The sequence below is a fragment of the Sorangium sp. So ce834 genome (assembly GCF_051521425.1).
GTDB lineage: Bacteria > Myxococcota_A > Polyangia > Polyangiales > Polyangiaceae > Sorangium > Sorangium cellulosum_D.
Genome location: NZ_CP150351.1, coordinates 10,449,824 through 10,464,141 on the forward strand (window position 1 = coordinate 10,449,824; position 14,318 = coordinate 10,464,141).

Annotated in this window: 10 protein-coding genes; 3 read left to right on the forward strand and 7 right to left on the reverse strand. The window is 74.1% G+C overall.

What is annotated here, in order from left to right; all coding sequences use genetic code 11:
* Positions 1-12: 12 nt before the first annotated feature.
* Positions 13-954: a hypothetical protein gene (locus WMF20_RS38435; protein ID WP_437606740.1), complete on the reverse strand. Its 942-nt coding sequence runs from the start codon at positions 952-954 to the stop codon at positions 13-15.
* 349 nt (positions 955-1,303) lie between these two features.
* Positions 1,304-1,834 carry a hypothetical protein gene (locus WMF20_RS38440; protein WP_437606741.1) on the reverse strand — a complete coding sequence of 177 codons (531 nt, stop codon included), beginning with the start codon at positions 1,832-1,834 and terminating at the stop codon, positions 1,304-1,306.
* Positions 1,835-2,099: 265 nt separating this feature from the next.
* Here WMF20_RS38440 and WMF20_RS38445 point away from each other — a divergent pair, with 265 nt between their 5' ends.
* A complete protein-coding gene (locus tag WMF20_RS38445) occupies positions 2,100-3,608 on the forward strand; it encodes a protein kinase domain-containing protein (RefSeq protein ID WP_437606742.1) in 1,509 nt (502 codons plus the stop codon).
* 142 nt (positions 3,609-3,750) lie between these two features.
* On the opposite strand, the gene WMF20_RS38450 is transcribed toward WMF20_RS38445, so the two are convergent.
* From WMF20_RS38450 to WMF20_RS38460, 3 genes are read right to left on the reverse strand one after another with little or no spacing between them, the layout of a single operon-like run.
* Entirely contained in the window at positions 3,751-4,557 is an 807-nt protein-coding gene (locus WMF20_RS38450; protein WP_437606744.1) for an ABC transporter permease, read from the reverse strand.
* A gap of 22 nt (positions 4,558-4,579) precedes the next feature.
* Complete coding sequence (locus WMF20_RS38455) at positions 4,580-5,392, reverse strand: ABC transporter permease (protein ID WP_437606745.1); 813 nt, start codon at positions 5,390-5,392, stop codon at positions 4,580-4,582.
* A complete protein-coding gene (locus WMF20_RS38460; RefSeq protein ID WP_129578939.1) occupies positions 5,389-6,378 on the reverse strand; it encodes an ABC transporter ATP-binding protein in 990 nt (329 codons plus the stop codon). The genes WMF20_RS38455 and WMF20_RS38460 overlap by 4 nt, the downstream gene beginning before the upstream one ends.
* Before the next feature lie 53 nt (positions 6,379-6,431).
* Between WMF20_RS38460 and WMF20_RS38465 the strand changes: the two genes are divergently transcribed.
* Both WMF20_RS38465 and WMF20_RS38470 read left to right on the forward strand, forming a co-directional pair.
* Positions 6,432-7,499 (forward strand): phosphotransferase family protein, encoded by a 1,068-nt coding sequence (locus WMF20_RS38465; protein WP_437606746.1) that lies wholly within the window; start codon positions 6,432-6,434, stop codon positions 7,497-7,499.
* Positions 7,500-7,953: 454 nt separating this feature from the next.
* Positions 7,954-9,606 carry a hypothetical protein gene (locus WMF20_RS38470; RefSeq protein ID WP_437606747.1) on the forward strand — a complete coding sequence of 551 codons (1,653 nt, stop codon included), beginning with the start codon at positions 7,954-7,956 and terminating at the stop codon, positions 9,604-9,606.
* Between the two features lie 75 nt (positions 9,607-9,681).
* On the opposite strand, the gene WMF20_RS38475 is transcribed toward WMF20_RS38470, so the two are convergent.
* Both WMF20_RS38475 and WMF20_RS38480 read right to left on the reverse strand, forming a co-directional pair.
* Positions 9,682-12,672, reverse strand: a complete 2,991-nt coding sequence (locus WMF20_RS38475) for a glycosyltransferase (RefSeq protein WP_437606748.1) — start codon at positions 12,670-12,672, stop codon at positions 9,682-9,684.
* A 20-nt stretch (positions 12,673-12,692) separates the two neighbouring features.
* Positions 12,693-14,144, reverse strand: coding sequence for a formylglycine-generating enzyme family protein (locus WMF20_RS38480; RefSeq protein ID WP_437606749.1), 1,452 nt, complete (start codon positions 14,142-14,144; stop codon positions 12,693-12,695).
* Positions 14,145-14,318: the final 174 nt, after the last annotated feature.

The window sequence follows — 14,318 nt, forward strand, 5'->3', positions numbered from 1 at the left end:
CCCCGGGCGGGCTCAGGCGACGCTGCGCGCGGGCCCGGACGCGGGCGCGGCGCCGTACCCGTAGGCGGCGCGGTAGCGCTCGTACCGGTCGAGGAGCTCGCTCGTGGTCTTGGGCATCGGCACGCGGGCGCGCGTGATGTACGAGATCACGTTCTTGCCGCGGACGATCAGCTCGACGCCGCGGGCCGCTTGCTCCCGCTCGGCGGGCGACGCGTCCGCGCCGAGCAGCGGCTGGAAGGCGGCGAGCCGCTCCGCCGACACGACGAACGACGTCCAGACCTCGAAGATCTCGGCGTCGGTGCGCAGCGTCTCGCACTTGACCTTGGCCGCGTGCGCGAGCTCGCAGGCCAGGCGGTCGAGCCCGGCGAACATCGGCAGGCCCCCGAACGTGTCGATCATCGCGTCGCGGATGCCGTCGATGGCCTTCATGCTCTGGGCGATCTTCACGTACCGGCTGTTGTAGAACGCCTCGACCGGGAAGGAGAACGCCTTGAACGGCTCGCCCCACAGCTCGTCGAGCCCCTCCTCCCCGCTGCGGTGGAGCACCATCTTTCCGAGCGTCAGCGCCTCGAGGAGGTGCTCTCCGCACTCGCGCATGAGGGCGTTGTCGGGCTCGATGGTGACGCCGAGCTCCTGGATCTCGACCAGCTTGGTGAAGATGTCCGCCGCGCGATTGAAGATCGCGCCGGCGAGCATGGCGCCTTTGACGCGCTTGCGCTGCGGGTCGGCCTCGGACTCGAAGGCGCGCCGCGCCTCGTCCAGCCGCTTTCCCGGCACGTTGATGCCGTGCTCGACATGGTTGAACAGGCGCCGCGTCAGCGCCTCGATGAGGCGCTTCTTCGCGAGCAGCGTATCGGCCGGCGCCTCGTACGCCTTGATCCAGTAGCCGTAATAGTAGACCCGCAGCTGGCCGTCGATGATCTGCTTCTTCCCGAGCGGTATCGCGCTGTCCATGGCCCGCCTCCGATCGGCTGCCAGGCGTCGCCCCTGCGCCGGAGGCGCGGGGATGCGTGCCCGTGGGAGATGCGATTAGCATGGGCGCGAGGCCGCCCGCAAGGCGCGAGCGACGCGATCCAGCAGAGTCGTCCTCCGGAAACCGGGACTTCACCGACAGGAAAGACAGAGGCTCGCGAGGTGATCGCCGCCGCCGAGCGCCTCCTTCTTGGCGGCTCGGCAGCCCGGCGCGACGGCCCGGCGCGAGGGGCGCACGACAGCGCGGCTCACCGGGGCCGGCCGGCGTCGCGCGCCCGCGCGCGAGGCCCGGGCGCTACTGCGCGCACCCCTCGATCTCGGCCATCATGCGTCAGAAGGCCATGGCCTTGATCTCGCAGCCGTCCTGCGTCGTGTGGGTGTGCTCGTACTCCGCGTTGCCGGACGCCTCCACGTCGAAATGCGGGTGCTGCATCGGGATCTCGACGCCGTCCACGACCGCGGTGTGCCGCTCGCCGCCAACGTGGGCGTCGAGGTCCTCGAGGTCATAAAGGATCTTCCCGCGCTCCCGGCAGGAATTAGACGTCGTCCAGGGGAGCGCAACGACCATCGCAGGCGTCCTCGTGCTGGCGCGCCGGGATCGGTCGCCGTGATCTCCACCGCGGCGGTGGCGCACCGGGGAGCGCGCCCGCCGTGCTGCGCTGCGCCAGCGCGGCCTCTGCGCGACAGCCGCCTGCGCCTGCGCCGCCGCCTCGGGCCGTCGGGCCAGCGCAGGGATCGCGACGAGGCGCGCACGTCCGCGAAGGAAGCGGGCGGCGGCCAGCCCGCGCTCGCGGGACAATCGCGCTCCGGCGCTCGACAGAGCACGTTCGCTGCGCCAGATATTGCTGAATTTCACCAGCAAGGATGGACCGTTAGGGACTGACGCGCGCCAGATCTCGCTCCGGGCCTGTCGCGGGGGTGCGTGCCGTCGAGGCGGCCGCCTCGGGCGGCCCGGTGGGACATCCGGCGATCGCCAGCCACCCACGGTGATGGGAAGCGTGGAGTCGCCCGGAACGTGGCGCGCGCAAGCACGATCGTTCCGCCATCTCCCGGCCCATCGTGGCCGGCACCTTTCCTATCCTGTAGGCTCATCTCACCTCCCTCGGCAGCCAGGAGGACGCCATCGCATGCATTACGCCCCAGATTCCGTCGTAGGTGGGAAGTACCGTCTTGAGCGACCGCTCTCGGCCGGCGGGATGGGCTCGGTGTGGGCGGCGCGTCACATCAACTTGGGATCTCCCGTCGCGGTCAAGTTCATGGCACCGACGTTTGCGACGTCGTCCACGTTCCTGGCCCGCTTCGAGCGCGAAGCCAGGATCGCCGCGAGCCTGAAGAGCCCGCACGTGGTCTATGTCCAGGACTACGGCGTCGACGACGACACCCCGTACCTCGTGATGGAGCTGCTCCAGGGCGAGGACCTGGGCACGCGGCTCGAGCGCGTCGGCCGGCTCTCGCTCGCGGACGCCACGCTCATCCTCATCCAGGCCGGCAAGGCGATCCGCCGCGCGCACGAGGCCGGCCTCGTTCACCGCGATCTCAAGCCGGCCAACCTGTTCCTCGCGCGCGCGGAGGAGGAGCAGGAAGAGGTCGTGAAGGTCCTCGACTTCGGCATCGTCAAGGAGACCGGCGTTCATCTCACGGAGGAGGTGACGCGCACCGGCGAGCTGCTCGGCTCCCCTCACTACATGAGCCCGGAGCAAGTCCGGGGCGAAAAGGACGTGGACCCGCGCAGCGATCTCTGGTCGCTCGGGGTCATCCTCTTCTGCGCCGTCACGGGCGAGCTGCCGTTCCAGGGGGATCAGCTCGGCGCCGTGATCGCCAACATCCTTGTCGCGCCCGTGCCGAGCGCCTCCAAGCTCGCGCCCGACCTGCCGCCGGCGATGGATGCCTTCTTCGCGCGGGCGCTGGCCCGCGAACGGGCGCAGCGCTTCCAGTCGATCGGAGAGATGATCGGCGAGCTCCGCCGGCTCGCGGGCATGGCGTCGCCGTCGATCCCGGATCTGCAACCGCCCTGCTCCGGCATACCGATCTCGTCTCGACCGAGGCGGAGCGGGACGATACCGCTGCGGCGGGCGGAGCTCCGCGTCCCGCCGGCGGCGCCCCGGGCGGCGACGCCCGGGACCCTGACCGGCGCGGGGGCGACGGCGCAAGAGGCAAGGCCGCAGAAGCCCACGCGCGCGATGCTGGCGCTCGGCGTCGCGACGGCGCTCCTCGGCGTCGGCGTCACGGTCGCCCTGAGAGAGGGCAGCCCGCGCGGCGAGGGCGAGACGGGCGCGGAGGTCGCCTCGGCGGCCGCGCGGGCGCCGGAGCAAAACGCCGCCTGGACGCCGACGGAGCCGCCGATATCGCCCGAGCCGCCGCCGAGCGTGTCCCCCGGAGCGCCGCCATCGCCCGACGCGCTGACGGCCCCTGACGAGCCCCCCTCCGCCCCGGCGACGTCGGGGGCGGGCGCTTCCGGAGGCACGACGGCGCGGACAGCGACGCCGCCGTCGACCGCGGGAGCACGGCGGCCGTCGCCGACGGCCAGACCCAAAGCATCACCCACGGCTGTCCTCAATCCCGCCCAGAAGCCTCCCGTGCCAGAGCCGACAGCACCGGAGCCGGATCGCGCCCCGATGCCGATACCGCCCTTTTGACGGGGTGCTCGGCCGGGCGTGGGACAAGGACCCGGATAGAAAGCCGCCGAGACGCCGAAAGATATATATAATATATATTCTCTCCTTGGCGTCCTCCGCGCCTTGGAGGTTCAATCTCCGCGCTTCCGCGCGCTGCTCCAGCCTACGAGCCGGTGGACTGGTATCGCCGCTCGCCGAAGCGCCAGATGCGCAGCGACACGAGCAGGAACACGAGGCCGACGAGCGGCGACGCCCAGCGCGCGGCCTCGGGCAGCGCCGGGACGGTGGGGCGCTCGAGCAGCGCGCCCGCGGGGATGTAGCTCACGAAGGCCAGCGGCACGACGAACGTGAAGAAGCGCCGGAACCAGTCGCGGTACAGGGTCAGCGGGTACTGCGCCGCCTCCGTGCCGCCGTAGGTCAACGTGTTCATGATCTCGAGCGACTCGACCGTCCAGAAGCACAGCGTCGCCTGGAGCACGAGGAGGCCGTAAAACACGCAGGCGCCGCCGACCATGGCGCCGGCGAGCAGCCCGAGCTTGGCCGCCGTCCACCCGACGTCGAGCGCGGCGCCGGCCCACAGGAGCATCACGAGGCCGACGGCGAGCCGCCCGGCGCGCAGGAACTGGAACTCGCTCGTCGCGACCTGGAACGCCGTCGAGCGCGGGCGCAGGAGCATGCGGTCGAAATCGCCGGACCGCACCACCGTCGAGAAGGCGTCGAACCCTCGGCCGAACGACTCGGCGAGCGCGAAGGAGACGTTGACCAGCCCGAACAGGAGCGCCACCTCCGCGAAGCGCCAGCCCCGGACCGCGCCGAACCGGTCGAACAGCGCCCACACGCCGAGCAGCTCGATGCCCACCATGACGAACTGGCCCACCGACCACATCGCGAACGAGGCGCGATACTGCATCTGCGCCCGCAGCGACGCGGCGGCGAGCCGGAGGTAAAGCGTCGTCGCGTCGCGCCACATCTCGCCTGCTCCTCTCGCCCCCTCAGCCGCCCTGCACCACGAGCCGCCGCAGGCCGCGCGCCACCATCGCGCGGCCGAGCGCCACGGTCCACAGCGCCTGGTGCAGCAAGACGCCCGGGAGCGCCCGGGCCGGCAGGTGGCCGAGGTAGAGCCGGAACGGGGCGTCGACCATGCCGCGGAACGGCAGCGCGTCGAGCCAGGGCTGCATCCACGACGGGAACAGCGGCAGCGGCACGACCATGCCCGAGGCGATGAGGACGAGCGAGGGCACGATCCGCGCGATGCCGTCGCCGGACGTGGTCCACAGCATCGTCGACGTCACCGCCGTCGCGAACGCGGCGACGAGCGCCGCCGCGAAGACCATGGCCGCCGCCCACGCGCCCGCGGCCGCGAGCGACGGCGGCAGCGACATGCCGAGCAGCGGCACCGCGACCGCGAACATCGGGACCGCGCGCAGGACCGTCGGCGCGACGCGCGCGGCGAGCGCGCGGGCGAGCCAGAGGGTGTGGAGATCGAGCGGGCGCGAGAGCTCGTAGCCGACCGCGCCGGTGCGGATCAGCTCGCGCACCTCGGGGTCGGGGTTCGTCGAGAACGGCATCAGCTGGAAGAACGCCTGCCCGAGCCAGGTGTACGCGACGGCCTGGCCGAGGGCCATCGGCGGACGCGCGCCCGGCGCGTTCGCGTAGAACGCCTCGAGCACCATCACCTTGATGAGCCCCCAGAACAGCTGCGTGCCGAACCCGGCCGCGGCCGCGGCGCGGTACTGCAAGAGCGCGCGGAAGCGCGCGCGGAAGCGCGCGCGGAAGACGGCCCAGTAGGCGAGGAGAGCGCTCACGGCCGGCCGCCCGCCTCGCCGTAGAGCCGCGCCACGATCTCGTCGATGGGCGGGTTCTGCACCAGGAGATCGCGCACGGGGTAGCGGGCCGTGACGCGCCCGACGAGCTCCGCGGTCGAGATCGCCGCGGGATCGAAGCGCAGCGTCACGCGGTCGCCCTCGCGGCGGATCACCTCGGCGTGCGGCTCGGCGATCTCGGCCGCGGGGTCGGTCAGGTCGACGATGAGCCAGCGCTCGGCGGTGACCTGCGCGCGGAGCGCCTCGAGCGAGCCGTCCGAGAGCACCCGGCCGCCGGCGATGAGGACGACGCGCGAGCACAGGGCCTCGATGTCGTCCATGTCGTGCGTCGTCAGGATCACGGTGACGCCGCGCTCGCGGTTGAGCCGCTGGACGAAGCGCCGCACCGCGAGCTTCGAGACGGCGTCGAGGCCGATCGTGGGCTCGTCGAGGAAGAGCAGGTCGGGCGCGTGGAGCAGCGCGGCCGCGAGATCGCAGCGCATGCGCTGGCCGAGGCTGAGCTGGCGCACCGGCGTGTCGAGCAGCGGCGCGAGATCGAGCATCGCGACGAGCTCGTCGCGCGCGCGGGCGTGGTCGGCCGCGCCGACGCGGTAGATGTCCCGGAGGAGCTCGAACGAGTCGATCACCGGCAGGTCCCAGAGGAGCTGGGTGCGCTGGCCGAACACGACGCCGAGCCGCCGCACGTGCGCGACGCGCTCGCGCCACGGGACGCGGCCGTCCACCTCGCAGCGCCCCGAGTCCGGCACGAGGATGCCGGCGAGGACCTTCACCGTGGTGGATTTGCCGGCGCCGTTCGGCCCGATGTACCCGACGAGCTCGCCCCGCTCGATCGCGAACGAGACGCCCGCGAGCGCGTCGACGGCGCGATAACGCGGGCGCACGAGCCCGGCCAGCGCGCCCCACGCGCCGGGGCGGCGCTCGGCGACCCGGTATGCCTTGCGCAGGTCCTCGACGACGATCAGCGGCATGGCGGCGGCGAGGCTCCCACGGGCGGCGCGGGAGAATACAGGACGTCGCTCGGATGGCCAGCGCCGCCGGCGTCGTCAGGTCTGCCTTCCTCTCCCCCGCAGGCCCCGCGCGGGTTACCCTGGCCGCCGATCCGATGACCGCCGATCCGATCGACCAGGCCCTGTTTCCGCCGTTCGACGACCCCGCCGGCTTCGACCGGATCCGCGCCGATCTCGGCGCCTTTCTCCCGGCGATCCGCGCGGTGTGCGAGCGCCACGGCCTCGCGGCGAGCGGCCTCGCTGCGTTGGAGCGCGGGACCAACGTCGTTGTTTCGAACGACGCGGGCCAGATCATCAAGCTGTTTCCGCCGTTCCTGAGGCACCAGTTCGAGGCCGAGCGCCTCGCGCTCGGGCGGGTCCACGGGAACGTCCCCGTGGCCACGCCGGAGATCCTCCGGGAAGGGGAGCTCGACGGGTGGCCGTATCTCGTGATGTCGCGCCTCCCGGGGCGCACCCTGGAAGAGGTCTGGCCCGCGCTCGGCGGGGCGGAGCGCGCCGAGGCGCTCGCCCGCATCGGCGAGATCATGACGGCCGCTCACGCGCTGCCCACCGGCGGGCTGGAGAGCCTCGATCTCGGCTGGGACGCGTTCGTGGAGCGCCAGATCGCCGGATGCGAGGGCCGCCACCGGCGAATGCGCTTGCCCGAGCGCCTGGTCGCTCAGATCCCGGCGTACCTGGCCTCGGCCCGCCCTCTCCTGCCGACGTCCGTGATTCCCGTCCTCCTGACGGGAGAATACACGCCCGAAAACCTCCTCGTGACCCGGACGGGCGGGGCGTGGCGCGTCACCGGCATGATCGACTTCGCGGACGCGTGCCTCGGGCCGGCCGAATACGACCTGCTGGGCCCGTGCCTCTTCCTCGCCGCCGGCAGCGCGGAGCTCCAGCGCGCCTTTCTGGTCGCCTGCGGAATCCGGATCGCCGACGCCGACCTGACCCCGGCGCTGCGCCGCAAGCTGATGGCGCTCGCGCTCCTGCACCGGTACAGCAACCTCGGCTACCAGATCAGGATCGAAGGCTGGGAGTCCCAGGCCTCCTCGCTCTCCGAGCTGGAACAGCTGATCTGGCCGTTCCCGGTCCGCTGATCTCGGGGCGAAGCGTCGCGACGATCGGTCGCGAGCCGGCTCGAGCAAGGAGCACCCGCGCCGGCGAAGCGTCGAAAAGGTGCTATTGGTGTGTCCGTCGGATGGGCGCGCGGCGCGATGGCAATCCTTGCCATGCGCGTGTCGTTCATGAACGGCAATCTTTGCCATGACGGCAAGGCTTGCCACGCGCAAGCTGGACCCGCGGGCGAGCTCGATGAAGCGGCAGCCGCTCCTGCGCCGGCGCTCCGCGCGTCGCGCGGCCCGATCTCGTCGGAGGGGCCCTCGCGTCGCGGGGCGGCATACCGGTTGCGATAGCGCGCTCCCAGCCGGGCCGTCGCGGCCGGGGCATTCCCCGGCGAGGCACGCCGAGCAGGTACGGCGCGAGGCGGAGCTGGCGCAGGAGCGCGAGCCGCTTCGGAGCGACACGGGTCCGCCTTACTCCACAGGAGCGATCATGCATCTTCGTTATATCTCCAAGTTCCCCCTCATCGCAGCGGTCATGGGCGCCGCGGCGTCGGTCTCCCTGGGCGCCTGCGGCGGCGCCGATCCGGTGGACGACGCCGTCGTCGCCGCCGGCGAGGCCCAGGAGCTCACGGCGGAGGGCGCGGAGGCGCTGACGTGCCCCGCGTCCGTGCCGGTCATCGACATGCGGAAGTCCCTCATCGTCACGAAGGAGACGCACCCGGACCTCTTTACCGAGTTCTCGCTCAGCTTCGTCCTCAATCGGCTCCTTGCGAGCGTCGGCTCCAGCCAGGATCCCGAGGAGGTCTACAAGCGCTGGTGGGACACGCAGAACGATGCCGCCAACGCCGTCTTCACGGACGCCGACGCCATCCACTGCGACGACGAGACCGACAGCAACGGCAATCCAACGCTCAACGGGTACCCGTACACGTGCCCCAGGAACGAGGGCGTGCTCGCCCAGACCAACCCGTCCGATCCCGGCCTGAGCAGCCCGTTCAATCCCGCGGGGAACCACTTCATGGAGCCGGTCGCGCTCGTGAACCGGTTCGACCTCGCGGCGAAGGACGGCTCGCATTGCGGCGAGTACCGGATCATCTACGCCAAGAAGTCGGCCGGCGCCACTGACCGCAACTTCATCATCTTCGAGGCCCAGCTCCCGAACCCTCACCCCGAGTGCGGCATCGCGGCCTGTCTCCCGGTCGCCGAGTTCTGGGCGAACCTCTCGGACCCGAACATGACCGCGACCCAGCGCCAGGCCGCGCTCGAGGGGTTCTATTTCTACGGCCGGCCCGAGCTGCCCGACTTCGAGCCGGTCATCCAGGCGTCCCATTTCATGGCCGGCACCGGCCAGATCCGCACGAACCAGTTCATGGCGTCGAGCCGAGGATTCCAGCCGTGGGTGCTCCGCGAGTTCAAGCTTGAGCTGGACAACGGCAGCTCGCCCAGGCTCTTCTTCAAGCCGGTCACGGTGAAGGAGAACCCGTTCCCCGGCCTGTTCAACGCCAGCTTCGCCAGCGACCCCCGCGGGGCCGCGTTCCAGAGCAGCTTCCCCGACGCCCTCGACGAGCTCGTGCCGTCCGGCAGCGACGAGAACGACATCTCGCTGCGCACGCTGCCGAACCAGGGCCTCTTCAACTCGGGCGAGAGCATCATGGACCCCACGGACGGGGCCGCCAACAACAACAACTATCGGGCGCGCATGCAGGGGAACACCGCGTTTGCCGCCGACATCGACGCGGCGCTCGGGCCGATCCTCGTGAGCCGCAGCCTCCCGCCTGGCATGGTCACGGCGGACAACGCCGCCGATCGCGCCACCACCCAGTCGTGCGCCGGGTGCCACGAGCTGAGCAGCCGCGACGACGAGAACGTCGGCGGCGTGCACGTGTGGCCGGCGCATTTCCCGACCACCGCGCCGGGCACGTTCGTGCACGTCAACGAGGCGGGCGAGATCTCGGCGCCGCTCCAGTGGACGTTCCTCCCCCACCGCGCGCAGGTCCTCAAGTCCTTCATCGAGGACAAAGCGTGCACGGCGGCCTGCTCCTCGAACGTCGCCAGCGCCGCTTCGATCGCGGCCAGCGCCGATGAGGCTCTCCTGGACGGCGCGGAGCAGGTCCCCACGCTCGGCGGCTCGACGACCCACTGAGGGCGCGCCGGGCAGCGTGAATCCCCCAGCCAGGCGTCTGGCCACGCACCGCCAGACGTCCGGCTGCAGCGGCTCTCACCCGGCTCCCACCCCGCTCCCCTCGCCTCCCCGCCCCTCCCGCCCGCCCAGGCACACGCGCGCGTAGTCGGCCACCATCCGCTCCAGCGAGAACCGCTCCCGCGCGCGCTCCCACCCCGCCGCCCCCATGCGCGCCCGCCGCGCCGGATCCTCGGCCAGCTCCACCAGCGCCCCCGCGAGCGCCTCGGCGTCGCCCGGCGGCACCAGCCGGCCCGTCACGCCGTCGACGACCTGCTCGGCCATGCCGCCGACCGCCGTGGCCACCACCGGCAGCCCCTCGGCCATCGCCTCCAGCGAGGCGTTCGGGCACCCCGCGGGCTCGGCGATCAGCGCGAACATGTCGAGATCGCTCAGGAAAGCGCGCGTGTCGGCGAGCTCGCCCACCCACTCGACCGACAGCCCCGCCGCCATCCGCCGCAGCGCCTCGGCGTGCGCCTCGGCGCCGCGCTCGACGCCGCCCGCGATGCGCAGCACGTGCGGCGGCAGCCGCGGCGCCGCGAGCCGCAGCGCGGCGAGGAGCTCGTCGAGCTTCTTGTGCGGGTGCACGCGCGCCGCCGTCCCGATCGCGAGCCGCGCGCGCCCGTCGCGAGCCGCGCCCCCGCCGCTTGGCGCGCGCCGCGGCGGCGCAGGCGGGCGCGGGCCGAGCGCGACGCCGTTCGGCACCACGTGCGCCGGCGCCCCGAGCACCTCGGCGGCCAGCGCCGCCTCGGCCCCGTACTTGACGATCACCCCGGCGAGGCGGGCGCCGTGGTCGCGCGGCGCGCGGTACGGCAGCCCGCGGCGCGGCGACGCGAAATAGCGGCGCAGCGAGGCGAAGTACATCTCGCCCGGGCTCACGTCGAAGAGCGGCACGTCGAGCAGCCCATCGGCGAGCAGCACCTTGTGCTCCGGGATCACGTTCCACATCAGCACGGCCTCGGGCGGGTCCTCCTCGATCGCGCGGAGCAGGCGCTCCACCGCCTCGGCCGGCTCGATGTCGGCCGGCGGCGGCACCGCCATCACCGGGATGCCCGCGGCGACGAGCGCCCGCCGGCCCGGCGTCGGGTACTCCGGCTGCTCCTCGATCACGGCCGCCCGGCCGCGCACGCCCGCCGCGGCGAGGCCGAGCAGCAGCCGCCGCGCGCTCGACTGGGCGCCGCCGGTCGAGAAGTTGTTCGTCACGAGCAGCAGCCCGTCCCCCCGGCGCGGGCCGCGGTTCCGGGCGATCGCCCGCGGGTAGAGCCGCGCGTAGCCCTCGGCCATGCGCGCGACGCTGAAGTGCCGCGCCACGACCTCCCGGCCGCCCGGCGGCGCGCCGCGCGCCGCCGCCGCGATCGCCTCGGCGAACCGCTCCGGCGCGGCGTCGAGCGGCAGGTGGACCAGCGCCGGGGTCTCGGCCGCGATCTCCGCCGTGCCGCCGGCGCCGGTCGCGACGACCGGGAGGCCCGCGGCGAGCGCCTCGAGGTGCGCGAGGCTCAGCCCCTCGTGGGCGCTCGGCGACACGAGCACGTCCGCCGCCGCGAGCAGGCCGGCCACGTCGGCGACCGCGCCGGCGAAGCGCACCTCGGCGCGCAGGCCGAGCCGATCGACCTCGCGCCGGATCTCCGCCTCCGCGGCGAGCGCCGGCTCGCTGCCGGGCGAGGCGCTCCCGGCGATCACGAGCCGCGCCGGCCGCGGATCGCCGGCCGCGGCGAGCGCAGGCCGCGCGGCCGCGAGGATCGCGGGCAAGAGGTGCAGCCGCTTCTGCGGCCGCGGGTTCGCCACGGCGAGCAGGACGAGATCGCCCGGCCCGATCTCGAGGCGCCGCCGCCACGCCGCGGCCGCCGCCGACCGGGCGCCGCCGGGCTCCGCCCCGCCGCCGGGCTCCGCCGGCCCCACGCGGCACGCCGCCTCCGCCGGCCCCGCGCGGCGCGCCGCCTCCGCCGGCCCCACGTCGATCCCGTTCCACACCGTGCGCCGCGGGACCGGCAGCCCGCGCGCGGCGAGCTCCGCCTCGACCGCGCGCGCGCACGCCACGAGCAGCGCCGCGCCGTCCGCACCGAGGCGGTCGAGCCCCGCCGGCCAGCCCGCGGCCACGTTGTGCACCGTCACGAGCGGCCGGTACCCGCGCGCGGAGAGCCGGCCGAGGTCCTCGGCGTCGAACAGGTGCGCGTGCGCGAGATCCGCGCCCCACGCGGCGAGCCCGCGGGCGAGCGCGTCGAAGCGCGCCTCGCGATCGCCGCGCGCCCCGGACAGGTCGAGCGTCCCCGGCGGCGCGCCGAACGTGGGGCGCGTCGGCCGGTACACCGCGTAGACGCGCGAGCGCACGCCGCGGCGCGGCAGCTCGGTCGCGAGGTCGATCGCGATCCGCTCGGCGCCGCCCTGCTGCAGGCTGGTCACGACCTGCGCGACCCGCAGCGCCGCGTCGTCGCACACGTCGAGCGGCGCGTGCCGCACCACGCGCGCCCGCCGCGCCCCGAGCTCGCCCTGGAGCGCGGCGTCGAGCGGATCGCCCGCGCGGAGGCGCGCCGCGACGCCCGCGGCGAGCGCCGCGTCGAGGTACACGCTCGCCGCGCGCGGCAACCCCGGCGCGCGGCGCGCGGCCCGGCTCAGCTCGCCGCCGGTCGCCCGCAGCAGCTCGGCCCACGCCGCGGCGTCGGACGCCGGCGATGCGGCCGCGGAGGGCGCCGCGCGGGAGAGCGCCGAGCGCGCGGGCGGCGCCCAGGCCGGCGCCGGCGCCGCGTCGAGGTCGAGCGGCGCGAGCACGGCGCCGAGCGCGCAGACCGGCAGCCCGGTGGCGCTCGGCGGCGGGAACGGGTCCGGCTCGAGCGCCGCGGACGGCGCGGGCCAGGCGCCCCCGCGGACGAGCCACACCGGCCCCGCCGCGATCGCGTCCGCCGCGGCCGCGGGCGGCGCGGGCGTGAGGTCGAGCGGCGCGAGCCCGGCTAGCCGGAGCGCGCGCAGCGTGCGGCCGGCGCGGGCGCGGTGCTCGGGCGCTTCGGCGAAGACGGCGCAGATCGGAGGGCGCATGCGGGCGCGAGCGGCGCGGCTCAGTAGGCCGAGGGGTAGCCGCGGAAGGGCGTGGCGACGTCCGGCGCGCTGGAGATGCGCTCCCGCGAGCGATGGCCGCCCCGGGCGGCGCGCGGCGCGGCAGCGCGCGCCGCGGGCGGCGCGGCCGAGGGCCCCGCCGCCCACGCGGCCGCGCCGATCTGCTCCGCCTCCACCGCCGACGGGACGCCGCCCGTGTAGACGAACTGCCCGCGCGGGCTCGGCTCGATCGGGACCGACGCGCGCCGCATCGCGCTCTTCACGAAGCAGCGGTAGTGGAGCACCGACCGGTGCAGGTGCGGGGGCGCGTGCAGCCAGAAGCCGTCGCCCTGCGGCTGGAACGTCACGCCGGGCGGCGCCCCGGGCATGGGCCTGCGGCGGGTCGCGCGGTGCACGAGCACGCCGATGAGGCCGATGACGGCGCTCGCCAGGACGAGGCCTCCGCCGACGAACGCCACCGTCGCCGCGGTCGACCACGAGCTCGAGCGCGGCGCGCGCGCGGACCCCGCCGGCGCGGCCGGCGACGGCGCGGCCGCCGCGGGGGCGCTCGCCTCCAGCGCGGCGACCACGCGGAAGCCGTTGTCCGCGTTGCGGCTGCCGGGGTCGTTGCGGTACCGCGCCGCGGCGCGCAGGTGCCTCGCGTCCTTGAGCCACGAGCCGCCGCGCAGCACGCGCCGGGGCTTGTCGCCGCCCGGCGCCGAGGTCTGCTCGGGGTCCACCGCGGGGCCGGGCGCGTAGGGACCGTACCAGTCGCGGCACCACTCGTAGACATTGCCGCTCATGTCGTGCAGGCCAAGGGCGTTCGGCTGCTTCTGCCCGACGGGCCGGGTGCCGCTCCCGGCGTTGCCCTTGAACCACCCGATGGCGGCGGCGGCCGCGTCGTCGTTCCCCGCGTAGAACCGCGTCTGGGTCCCGGCGCGGTGGGCGTACTCCCACTGCGCCTCGGTCGGCAGATCGAAGGCGCGGCCGGTCCTCTGCGTCAGCCACCGGGTGAACTCGCCCGCGTCGTTGAACGTCACCAGCGTCACCGGGTGCTGGTCGGTCTGCGGGAAGCCGGGAGCCCTCCAGGTGAACTCCTTGCGCTGCGACAGGCCCTTGCCGTCGAAGCCGAACCCGCCGGAGGCGCCGACCTCGGCCTCGGTGCGGTAGCCGGTCTGCTCGACGAAGCGCTTGAACTGCCCGACCGTGACCGGGAATTTGCCCAGGTAGAAGCCGCGGCTCAGGGTCACCTCCCGGAGCGCCTCGTCGTCGCCGCGGCCCGCCTCCGCGGGCGGCGAGCCCTGGCGGAAGCGGCCCTCCTTCACCAGCACGAGGTCGAGCTGCGCCCCCCCGAGGTCGATCGCGAGGGCGGGCGCCGGATCCGCCGCCTGCGCCGCGGCCGGGGCGAGGAGCGCGACGGCCGCCGCGAGGGCGAAGGCAGGAGGGAGGTCGCGGGAGCGGGAGCGGAGCTGCACCGGCCCAGGCTACCAGAGCGCGACCGGGGCGAGCGCCACGAAGCCGCGTGAGCCGAGGGCCCGAGAGGCGCGCGCTCCTCGGTCGGGCGATGCAACAAACATTCCGCCGCTGCCGACTGACCTCTTCGCGCGGCGCCGACGACATCACGCTCATCAATACATCTTTGCAGTTCT

What these genes read in the sequence shown, in the direction of transcription:
- WMF20_RS38470 (WP_437606747.1), top strand. Translation starts at nt 7,954, where the DNA reads ATGCATCTTCGTTATATCTCCAAGTTCCCCCTCATCGCAGCGGTCATG.
- WMF20_RS38475 (WP_437606748.1), bottom strand. Translation starts at nt 12,672, where the DNA reads ATGCGCCCTCCGATCTGCGCCGTCTTCGCCGAAGCGCCCGAGCACCGC.
- WMF20_RS38435 (WP_437606740.1), bottom strand. Translation starts at nt 954, where the DNA reads ATGGACAGCGCGATACCGCTCGGGAAGAAGCAGATCATCGACGGCCAG.
- WMF20_RS38460 (WP_129578939.1), bottom strand. Translation starts at nt 6,378, where the DNA reads ATGCCGCTGATCGTCGTCGAGGACCTGCGCAAGGCATACCGGGTCGCC.
- WMF20_RS38465 (WP_437606746.1), top strand. Translation starts at nt 6,432, where the DNA reads ATGGCCAGCGCCGCCGGCGTCGTCAGGTCTGCCTTCCTCTCCCCCGCA.
- WMF20_RS38445 (WP_437606742.1), top strand. Translation starts at nt 2,100, where the DNA reads ATGCATTACGCCCCAGATTCCGTCGTAGGTGGGAAGTACCGTCTTGAG.
- WMF20_RS38450 (WP_437606744.1), bottom strand. Translation starts at nt 4,557, where the DNA reads ATGTGGCGCGACGCGACGACGCTTTACCTCCGGCTCGCCGCCGCGTCG.